The sequence below is a fragment of the Nocardia thailandica NBRC 100428 genome, assembly GCF_000308795.1.
Lineage (GTDB): Bacteria > Actinomycetota > Actinomycetes > Mycobacteriales > Mycobacteriaceae > Nocardia > Nocardia thailandica.
Genome location: NZ_BAGK01000020.1, coordinates 1 through 9980, shown reverse-complemented (window position 1 = coordinate 9980; position 9980 = coordinate 1). Strand labels below are relative to the sequence as shown.

The window sequence follows — 9980 nt, the reverse complement described above, 5'->3', positions numbered from 1 at the left end:
ATCCGCGGTTCGTGCCGACGGCCGCGCCGCTCGGCATCCGCCGCGTCGAGGGCGACGCGGACACCTGGTCGCGCGAGGTGGACGGCCACGAGCTGGCGCACGGCCTCGACACCGAGACCGGACCCCTGGCCCGGATCCTGCACGTGGACACCGGCGACGGCGCCGACCTGGTGCTCGTCGCCGCGCACATCGTGGTCGACGGCCGCGGCGCGCTCGCCCTGCTGCGGTCGCTGGTCCGCGCGGTCCACGCGGAACAGACCGGCGCGGGCGCCCGGCTCGCCGCGGGCACCGTCGTCGAGCCGCCCGAGGACCGGCTGCCCGCGCGCTTCCGCGGCGGTCTCGGCACGGCGCGGGCGGTGCTCGGCATGCTGGGCGGCGAGGCCCGGGTCGCCGTGCGACGCCCCCGACGGCTGCCCGCCGAACAGCAGGTCGCGTGGGCGCGGCGGCGTACCCGGCTGCTGCGCCGCAGCCTCGGCCCCGACGAACTGGAGCGGCTGCGCGCCGCCTGCGCCGCCCACGGCGTCACCGTGCACGGCGTGCTCGGCGTCGCGCTGGCCGAGGCGGTCGGCGCCGAACTGGGGCCGGGCCGCGACGGCACGCTCACCGTCGGCTGCCCCGTCGACTTCCGCGACCGCCTGACACCGCCGGTCGGCCCGGAGGAACTCGGCGCCTACGTCGCCGCCCTGCCGGTGGCGGTCGGCTACGGGCCCCGCGCCGACCCCTGGCGGACCGCCGCGCGGATCAACACCGACCTGCGGGCCCGGATCGCGGCCGACACGGACCTGGCCGTCATCACGGGACTGCGGCTGCTGTCCCCCGTGTCGGTGGCCCGCGCGGACCGGGCCGCGCGCACCGTCGAACAGCGGGGCCCCGGCAACGTCTGCCTGTCCAACATGGGCCGCTTCGACATGCCGTCGGCCGTGGGCGACTGGCCGGTCTCGGGCACCCAGACCGCGGCAGGACTGTCGCTGAGCGGCTACCTCGTCGCCGTCGCCAACACCAGTCACGGCACGCTGTTCTGGAACTTCACCTACATCGAGGGCGTCGTCCCGGCCGCCAGGGCCGCGCGCATCGCCGATCACGCGCTGCGGCGGCTCCGGGAGCTGTCGGCCTGATCAGCCGGTGAAGGGCGGCACGAACTCGCACGCCACCGGGCTCGCGTGCGCGGGGTCGAGCGCGTTGAGGACGTGGGCGGCCGCACGCGGGCTGCCCGCGATCCCCATGTGTTCGGAGTAGTCCTGCGCGCAGCCGTCCTGCACCACGATGTTGGTCACGCCCGGCCCGGGCACCAGGCCCGAGGTGTAGGGCACGACGATCTCGTCCAGGGCGGACACGATGTTGGTGTAGTCGACACCGGGGGCGTACACGCCGTCCCGGTCGAGGTCGTCCAGGAACGCGGATCCGCGCAGGAGCTGCCCGCACGCGCGGCACAGCGAACTCGACACCGCGTCGAAGGCGGGACCCGCCCCCAGCTGCCTGCTGAAGTAGGCGATGTCGGCACCGGCGAGCACGTTGCTGCCCTGCCAGGCGGGCGCGATGGCGATCATCTTGCCGACCTTGGCCGCGCCGCCGAGGCGCTTGATGTAGTAGTTGCCGACCGTGTTGCCCTGCGAGTGGCCGATCAGGTCGACCCGCCGCGCGCCGGTCGCGCCGAGCACCATGTCGACGAAGTCGGCGACCTGCCGCGCGCTGTCCTGGATCGAGGCCATGCCGCCGATGGCCGAGATCGGCCAGGGCAGGTCGTAGGCGCCGTAGGTGAGGGAGAAGACGCAGTAGCCCTCGTTGGCGAGCAGCGGGACGTAGGTGCCCCAGTTCGTCTGCGCGCCGCCGCCGGTGCCGTGCAGCAGCACGACCGGGTCCGGGTGCGCGGCCGAGGGGACGCAGCCGGTGTCGTTGGCACCGGGCAGCGAGCCGCCGTGGTTCAGCAGTTCCGGCGGGATCCCCGCGAAGAAGTTGTAGTCGACCGGATACGGTGCGGCCGTGGCCGTCCCGGCGGTCAGGCCCAGCGTGGCGAGCACGGCGAGCAACAACAGTGAACCCGATCTACGGCGCACGGCGCCTCCCTCCTCCGAAACGTCGATCCAGTCTGGAACACGTTTCAGATTTGCGAGGCGCTACCGGCGAGTAACTCTCAGCGGAACTGCCGCGCCGCAGGTCCGGCCACGAACTGCGCGGTGGCCGCGGACCCCGGACCGGCGGCCGCGTCGCCGCGCTCGGCCCGCGCCGCGACCATGCCCGCCGCGAACAGCGCGCCGCACAGCACCAGGAACGCCGCCGTGTGCAGCACCGCGCGCACGACATTCCAGCGCACCCACGACGCCTCGAAATCCGCGCGCAGCCCCGCCGGGTCCGCCAGGGCGCCCTGGTCGCCCGCGCCGGCCAGCATGTCGTTGAGCGGCACGTTGCACGCCGCGGTCACCCCGAACGCGATCACGTTGAGCGCCAGCGCGATTCCCAGCCAGACCAGCACCGGCCGCTGCTCGCGCCCCAGGTGCAGCACCACCGCGAGCAGCCCGAACCCGACCGTGCCGAGGAACCCCAGCATGAACCACGGGTTGATGATCACCACGTTGATCTTCTGCATGACCTCGACGAGGGTGCGGTCCTCGGTGCGGGCCAGCGCGGGCATCACCGACATGGCGTAGGCGTAGAACACCCCCGCGATCAGACCGGTGGACAACACCGCCGCGACCAGTGCGGCCATCCGCATTCCGAACATCTCGGCTCTCCCTGCTCTCCGGAGCCGGATCCGTCCTGTCCGGCAACACCTTCGAGTCAACCGGAGCGCGGGGGCGCCGGACATAGGCCAGGCGCTCGGCTACTTGCCCAGGACGCTCACCGGGCGGGCGTGGTCAGAGCTCGTGATCGGCGATCAGGCCGCTCTGCATGGCCAGCGCGGCCAGCCGGGTGCGCTTCTGGTTCTGCGGGAGGTTCTCCACCCCGAACTTCGAGAACAGCGTGCGCAGATGGGTTTTGATCGCGTCCACGCTGAGGAACAGCTCCTCGGCGATCTGCTGGTTGGACGCAGGCGTCGCGAAACCGGTGCCGTGCTTGTACGGCCTGCACAGCGCGATCAGGACCGCCCGCTGGGTCTCGGTGAGCGAGCGCATGGTCGGCACCGAGCCGGAGGCGGTGTGCGTGGCGTCGTCGATCACGCCGCCGAAGTCGAAGAAGTGCACCAGGGTGGTGCCCACCCGGATGCGGTCACCGGGGTTGAGCCTGCGCCTGCCGACGAGACGCTCGCCGTTGACGAAGGTGCCGTTGCGCGAGAGGCCGTCGTCGACGATGGTCCAGTGGGTGCCCAGGTACTCGACCGCCGCGTGCAGGCGCGAGACCTCGGCGTCCCAGCCGAGGACCAGGTCGGCCTGGACGTTCCGGCCGATGGTGAACCGTTGCTGCCGCTCCTGCGACAACTCCAGCTCGTGCTGACGGCCGGTGTCATCGGTGTAGCGGAGAAAAGATCCGACGAATCCGGTCACTGTGCCGATACCCCATCTCTTCATACCGCCAGTGCCCACACCTGCCGCGGTGCCTTCAACTGGTCCATTCTATCGGCCGAGGGGCCGGCTCCGATGCGAACCCTCGCCCGGACGCCGGCCCCTCGGTGACGATACGAGGACCGAGCCGCCGTGCCCAGCGGCACGGCGGGTCATCACGCCTTGCCGACTTCCTTGTTGTAGGCGTCGGTGATGTCGGCCGAGATGCGGCCGCGGGCGGAGACCTTGTGACCCTTGCGGCGCGCCCACTCGCGGATGGCGGCGCTCTGCTCACGGTCGACCGGGGCGCGGTTCTTGCTCGCGGGCGCGGGCGCGCCGGCGGCCTTGGTCCGGCGGCGACCACTCACCCGGCGCGCATTGCCGACCCATTCGTCCAAACCCTCGCGCAGGCGGGCCGCATTCGCCGCCGAAAGGTCGATCTCGTAGGAGACCCCGTCGAGAGCGAACTCGATGGTCTCGTCCGCGATGGACTCACCGTCGACATCGTCGATCAGGCTAACGGTGACCTTCTTTGCCATGAGATGAACGTCCTCTCGAAATCGTCGTGCCCGCAACCAGGCCGTTTACCCGAGGCAAGAATACCCCGAATTCGCAAATTTCCAACACGGGGTCTTGTCCCCACGAAACCACAGGTCAGCGGGCAGCGGGCCGCACAATTGGGAACAGGATGGTTTCCCGGATTCCCAAACCGGTCAGTGCCATCAACAGACGGTCGATTCCCATACCCGTTCCGGTGGTCGGCGGCATACCGTGCTCCATGGCCGCGAGGAAGTCCTCGTCGAGCACCATCGCCTCGTCGTCACCGGCCGCGGCCAGCCGCGCCTGGTCGACGAAACGCTCGCGCTGGATGATCGGATCGACCAGTTCCGAATAGCCCGTGGCCAGTTCGAAACCGCGGACATACAGATCCCACTTCTCGGTGACCCCGGCCTTGCTGCGGTGCTGGCGGGTCAGCGGGGAGGTCTCGACCGGGAAGTCGCGCACGAAAGTCGGCGCGTAGAGCTTGTCGCCGTAGACGTGCTCCCACAGTTCTTCGACGAGTTTCCCGTGCCCGAATCGACCGAGGCCCTTGTCCGACGGAATTTCCAGACCGACCCGATCGGCGAGTGCGAGCAATTCCTCGACAGTCGTTTCCGGAGTCACCTCGGTACCGATCGACTCGGACAGCGACGGATACATCTCGACCGTCGTCCACTCGCCGGAGAGATCATATTCGGTACCGTCGGCGAGCGTCACGACCTGAGTACCGAACGCTTCCGAAGCGACCTCCTGGATCAATTCCCGGATCATGGTCGCGGACGTGTCGTAGGTGCCGTACGCCTCGTAGGTTTCCAGCATCGCGAACTCCGGGGAATGGGTGGAGTCGGCGCCTTCGTTACGGAAGTTCCGGTTGATCTCGAAGACCTTTTCCAGGCCGCCGACGACGCAGCGCTTGAGGAACAACTCCGGCGCGATGCGCAGGAACAGATCCAGGTCGAGCGCGTTGGAGTGGGTGACGAACGGCCGGGCCGCCGCGCCGCCGTGGATGGTCTGCAGCATCGGGGTCTCGACCTCGAGGAAACCGCGCCGCTCCAGGGCCGCGCGCAGCGCGCGCACCACCGCGACCCGGGTGCGGGCCATCTCGCGGGCCTCCGGGCGCACGATCAGGTCGACATACCGCTGCCGGACCCGCGACTCCTCGTTCATCTCCTTGTGCGCCACCGGAAGGGGACGCAGGGACTTCGCCGCCATCGACCAGGAGTCGGCCATGACGCTGAGCTCGCCGGTACGGGAGGAGATGACCTCACCGTGCACGAACACGAAATCGCCGAGGTCGACGTCGGCCTTCCACGCCGCCAGCGCGTCCGCGCCGACCCCGTTCAGACTGATCATCGCCTGGAGCTTCGTGCCGTCCCCCTCCTGGAGGGTGGCGAAGCACAGCTTGCCGGTGTTGCGGACGAAGATGACCCGCCCGGCCACGCCCACCTGCAGGCCGGTCTGCGTATCGGGCTCCAGATCCGGGTAGGCGGCACGGATTTCGGCCAGCGTGTGCGTGCGGGGGACGACGACCGGATAGGCCTCCCCACCCGATTCGAGCAGACGCGCGCGCTTGTCCCGGCGAATCCGCATCTGCTCAGGGACGTCGGAACCGTTCGAAGGCTGCTCAGGAGTGCTCACGTTCGATAACAGTAGCCGGTCCGAGAAATGGTTTGTTTCCCGGCCGGTACCCCCGGGCCGGCCTCGAGGAGGCCCCGCGCCCGCACTCCTACAACACCGCGAGAGACTCGACTTCCCGGGCGAAGTGCGGAACGCCGACACCGATCGTGAGCATCCCCGCCGACTTCAGCGCCTGATATCCACCGATCAAATCGGTGGCCCGGTGCAAACCGAGCTGCTGCAGCGAGGCGGCGGCCAGAGAGGAGGTATAGCCCTCCGAGCAGACGATGATCCATTCCACATCGTGATCGGCGGCCAGCGACAACTTCGCCGACGACGTCGGGTCCAGCCGCCATTCCAGGACATTCCGCTCGATCACCAGCGCGCCCGGCAGCGCGCCTTCACGCACCCGCTGGGCCTGGGGCCGGATGTCGACCAGGACGGCGCCGCGGGCGAGCGCGGCGGGCAGGTCGTAGACATAGAGCCGGCGCAGCGACGCGCGCGCGTTCTCGAGCATCTGATCAATGGTCAAACGACTCATCAGAGGTCACCTTCGGGCTGGTCGGTGAGAACGGTCTTGGTGCGGCGCAAGGAGCCGTGCCCGGTGACCTCGTAATAGGACATCGCGGTCAGCGGTGGCGAATAGGCGTGCACACTCAGGGTGGGTTCGAGCGGGCCCGCGGATTCGCCGACGGTGCTCGATACCGGTGCGCGCACGACGTCGTGCACCCAGCCGATGGGGAAAGAGGCCTGGTCGCCCGCGGTGAGGGTGCGGCGACGCAATTCCGAACCGTTCCAGCGGTATTCCGCGAGGGCGCCGGAGAGCACGGTGAGCGCGCCGAGCGAGCCGGCGTGGTCGTGCAGGTCGGTGAATTTGCCGGGGGTCCAGCTGATCAGCCAGACATCGACCTCGTCGTCGGACTGCAGCCGGGTCGCCCAGCGTTCGTCCTCGGGCCAGACGCCGTCGGCGGGCAGCAGGTGGTCGTAGCGGCCGGCGAGAACGTCTTCGGCGCCCTCGTCGGTGAGCCGCAGCAGGTCGGCGGGGCGCAGCCGGGTCGGCAGCGCGGAGGCGACGGCGCGGTCCAGCGGCGGGGTCGCGCTGTAGGCGTCACGGGCAGACGAAAGGGAAAGGACGGAAGAACGCATCTGCGCATCTCCAGGAGGTGTGGATCGGTCGAGGGCGAGAACGGCAGCCTCGAACGGTCGAGGCGGTCAGCCTCGACAACACTCCTGGGTCGCCACGAAACGGGCGTCGATGCGGAAAGTCACGTTGTCACCCTATCAGCAGAGCGCGGCGGGGCCAAAGATGACCTGGCCCACACCCGTCACTTCTTGTTGCGTTCGTAGACGTGCCGCAGACCCGTCAGCGTCAGGTGCGGCTCGTAGCGGTCGACGGTCTCGGATTCGGGCACGATCAGCGGGGCGCCCGCCCCGGTGGCCACCACGGTGACGTCGTCGCCGGAGAACGCGTCGAACTCGTCGCGGATCCGGTCGATCAACCCGTCGACCAGGCCGGCGAAACCGAACACCGCGCCCGACTGCATGGCCTCGGTGCTGTTCTTGCCCAGCACCGAGCGCGGACGGGCCAGCTCGACGCGGCGCAGCGCGCTGCGCTCGACCAGGGCCTCGGTGGAGATCTCCACCCCCGGCGCGATCACCCCGCCGAGGAACTCGCCCTTGGCCGAGACCAGGTCGACACAGATCGCGGTCCCGAAGTCCGCCACGATGGCGGGCCCCCCGAAGCGCCGGAACGCGGCCAGGCAGTTCACGATCCGGTCGGCGCCCACCTCCTTCGGGTTGTCGACCAGCAGCGGGATGCCGGTGCGCACACCGGGTTCCACCAGGACGTGCGGGACGTGTTCCCAGTACCGGCCGAGCATGGTGCGCAGCTCACGCAGCACGGGCGGCACCGTCGACAGCGCCGAGACGCCGCCCACCTGGTCGAGCTCCGCGCCGATCAGGCCGCGCACGTGCATCGCCAGCTCGTCGGCGGTCACCAGGGGGTTGGTGTGGATCCGCCAGTGCCGGGCCAGGCTCGCGTGCTCCCCGCTGCCGGAGAACAGGCCGAACTCGATGCCGGTGTTGCGGACATCGATCGTCAGCAGCATCGCCGCGGCTCAGGCGAACGAGAGCGAACGCGGCGAGGTCAGGCCCGAGCCCTCCGGGGCGTGCGCCGGGTCCGAACCCAGCTCGACCGGGCGGTTGCGGGCGTCGACGAAGACGACCTTCGGGTCGTACTCGCGGACCTCGCGCTCGTCCATCTGGCCGTAGGCGATGAGGATGACCAGGTCGCCGGGGTGCACGAGATGGGCGGCCGCGCCGTTGATCCCGATCACGCCCGAACCGCGCTCGCCGGCGATGACATAGGTCTCCAGGCGGGCGCCGTTGTCGATGTCGACGATGCAGACCTGCTCGCCCTCGAGCAGATCGGCGGCGTCGAGCAGGTCCTGGTCGACGGTGACCGACCCGACGTAGTGCAGGTCGGCGTGGGTGACCGTGGCCCGGTGGATCTTGGACTTCATCATGGTGCGCAACATCGTCGTCGCCTTTCTTACTGCGCCTGCGCGGCAGGCAGGGAGTTCGCGTCGGGGTGGCCGTCGATGGTGGCACCGAGCGTCACGGGCAGGTTGTCGATGAGACGGGTCGTGCCGACCCGGGCGGCCACCAGCAGCCGGGCATTACCCGACACCGGCGCCGGACCCAGGTTCGAGTCCCGCAGTTCCAGGTAGTCCACCTCGACACCGTCGGCGGCGTCGAGGACCGCGCGGGCGGCCGAGACCACGGCGTCGGCCCCGAGGCCCGCGCTGTGCTTGCCCGCCAGCAGCGCCGCCGACAGCGCCAGCGCCGACTCGCGCTGCTCGGCGTCGAGGTAGCGGTTGCGCGAGGACAGGGCGAGGCCGTCCTCCTCGCGCACGGTCGGGTAGGCGACGATGCGCGGTTCCAGGTTCAGGTCGCGCACCATCTGCCGGATGAGGGTCAGCTGCTGGTAGTCCTTCTCGCCGAAGAACGCCTCGGTGGGTCCGACGATGTTCAGCAGCTTGGCGACGACGGTGAGCATGCCCGCGAAGTGCGTCGGCCTGCTGCCGCCCTCGAGCTCGGCGCCGAGCGGGCCGGGCTGGATCGTGGTGCGCGGGCCCTCGGGGTACATGTCGTTGGCGCTGGGCGCGAAGACCAGGTCGACGCCCTCGGCCCGCAGCAGCTCCAGGTCGGCGTCGAGGGTGCGCGGGTAGGCGTCGAGGTCCTCGTTCGCGCCGAACTGCAGCGGATTGACGAAGATCGACACGACGACCACCTGATTGGTGCGCTTGGCCTGGCGGACCAGCTGCAGATGCCCCTCGTGCAGGGCGCCCATCGTCGGGACGAAACCGATGGTCCGGCCGACGCCGCGCAGCGACCTGGTGACCGTGCCGAGCACCTCCGGATCGTGGTGCACGACCAGCGCGCCCGGCCGGAACGCGCCGGTCGCCCGGGCGCCGCCGGTGTGGTGGAACACCTCGCGGGGTTGCGATTCCATCAGTTTCCCTTCCGGTCCAGCAGTTCGATGAGCGCCGGATTCGTCCGGGCGAGTTCGGCAGTGCGCAGCGACATCGCGCGATAGGCGGCGGCGAGGCGGTCGTCGACCTTCTCGAGGGCCGCCAGGTGCGCGGCGACCGCGTCGGCGTCGCCGCGCGCGACCGGGCCGGTCAGCGCGGACTTCCCACGCCGCAGCGCGTTGTCCAGCGCGGCGCTCACCAGCGGGGCGAGCAGCCGCTCGGCCACGCCGCCCGGCTGGTCGTCGACCACCTGCTGGCCGAGCAGGCCAGGACCGGACAGGGATTCGCGCAGCGCGGCCACCGCGTCCACGATCAGCGTGACCAGGTGATTGCTGCCGTGCGCGAGGGCGGCGTGATACAGGGTGCGGTTCTCCTCGGCCACCCGGACCGGCTCGCCGCCCATCTCGATGACCAGCGCCTGCGCGATGGCGAAGCCGACCTCGTCGGCCGCGGTGACGCCGAAGCAGGCGTTGGCCAGCCGGTCGATGTCCTCGTCGTGGCCGGTGAAGGTCATCGCCGGGTGGATCGCCAGGCCGAGCGCGCCCTGCTCGACCAGCGGCGCGAGCACACCGACACCGTTCGCGCCGGAGGTGTGGGCCACGATCGTGCCGGGACGCACGACCCCCGCCGCGGCGAGGCCACGGACCAGCCCCGCCAGTTCGGCATCGGGCACGGCGAGCAGCAGCAGCTCACTGCGCCGCGCGATCTCCTCGACGGGCAGGATCCGCGTCTCGGGCAGCCGGGTGCGGACCCGGTGCACCGAGGCGTCGGAGATCGCCGCGGCGCCGAACACCACGTGACCGGCACGCTCGAG

12 protein-coding genes are annotated in these 9980 nt (G+C 70.4%); 1 reads left to right on the top strand and 11 read right to left on the bottom strand.

The window, feature by feature from the left end:
- Nucleotides 1–1115: phthiocerol/phthiodiolone dimycocerosyl transferase family protein (locus ON36_RS01950; RefSeq protein WP_218001158.1), on the top strand; the 1115-nt coding region annotated here is incomplete at its 5' end.
- On the opposite strand, the gene ON36_RS01945 is transcribed toward ON36_RS01950, so the two are convergent.
- The 11 genes from ON36_RS01945 to ON36_RS01895 form a co-directional block, all read right to left on the bottom strand.
- Nucleotides 1116–2054 (bottom strand): esterase/lipase family protein, encoded by a 939-nt coding sequence (locus ON36_RS01945; RefSeq protein WP_043647100.1) that lies wholly within the window; start codon nt 2052–2054, stop codon nt 1116–1118. It abuts the gene before it with no gap.
- 77 nt (nt 2055–2131) lie between these two features.
- Entirely contained in the window at nt 2132–2719 is a 588-nt protein-coding gene (locus ON36_RS01940; protein ID WP_043647097.1) for an anthrone oxygenase family protein, read from the bottom strand.
- Between the two features lie 133 nt (nt 2720–2852).
- Nucleotides 2853–3503 (bottom strand): FHA domain-containing protein, encoded by a 651-nt coding sequence (locus ON36_RS01935; RefSeq protein WP_052313556.1) that lies wholly within the window; start codon nt 3501–3503, stop codon nt 2853–2855.
- A 149-nt stretch (nt 3504–3652) separates the two neighbouring features.
- The gene (locus tag ON36_RS01930) at nt 3653–4015 is read right to left on the bottom strand and encodes a histone-like nucleoid-structuring protein Lsr2 (protein WP_043647091.1); all 363 of its coding nucleotides are present in this window, start codon (nt 4013–4015) and stop codon (nt 3653–3655) included.
- Nucleotides 4016–4130: 115 nt separating this feature from the next.
- The gene (lysS, locus tag ON36_RS01925; RefSeq protein ID WP_052313555.1) at nt 4131–5606 is read right to left on the bottom strand and encodes a lysine--tRNA ligase; all 1476 of its coding nucleotides are present in this window, start codon (nt 5604–5606) and stop codon (nt 4131–4133) included.
- A gap of 136 nt (nt 5607–5742) precedes the next feature.
- The gene (locus tag ON36_RS01920) at nt 5743–6165 is read right to left on the bottom strand and encodes a rhodanese-like domain-containing protein (protein WP_043647088.1); all 423 of its coding nucleotides are present in this window, start codon (nt 6163–6165) and stop codon (nt 5743–5745) included.
- Nucleotides 6166–6173: 8 nt separating this feature from the next.
- Nucleotides 6174–6779, bottom strand: a complete 606-nt coding sequence (locus tag ON36_RS01915; protein WP_083884846.1) for a cysteine dioxygenase — start codon at nt 6777–6779, stop codon at nt 6174–6176.
- A 179-nt stretch (nt 6780–6958) separates the two neighbouring features.
- On the bottom strand, nt 6959–7741 hold the full coding sequence (locus ON36_RS01910) for a type III pantothenate kinase (RefSeq protein WP_043647085.1): 783 nt from the start codon (nt 7739–7741) through the stop codon (nt 6959–6961).
- A 9-nt stretch (nt 7742–7750) separates the two neighbouring features.
- Nucleotides 7751–8170 carry an aspartate 1-decarboxylase gene (panD, locus tag ON36_RS01905; protein ID WP_043647081.1) on the bottom strand — a complete coding sequence of 140 codons (420 nt, stop codon included), beginning with the start codon at nt 8168–8170 and terminating at the stop codon, nt 7751–7753.
- Nucleotides 8171–8184: 14 nt separating this feature from the next.
- Nucleotides 8185–9147 carry a pantoate--beta-alanine ligase gene (panC, locus tag ON36_RS01900; RefSeq protein ID WP_052313554.1) on the bottom strand — a complete coding sequence of 321 codons (963 nt, stop codon included), beginning with the start codon at nt 9145–9147 and terminating at the stop codon, nt 8185–8187.
- Nucleotides 9147–9980: Rossmann-like and DUF2520 domain-containing protein (locus ON36_RS01895; protein WP_052313553.1), on the bottom strand; the 834-nt coding region annotated here is incomplete at its 5' end. The genes panC and ON36_RS01895, both read right to left, overlap by 1 nt.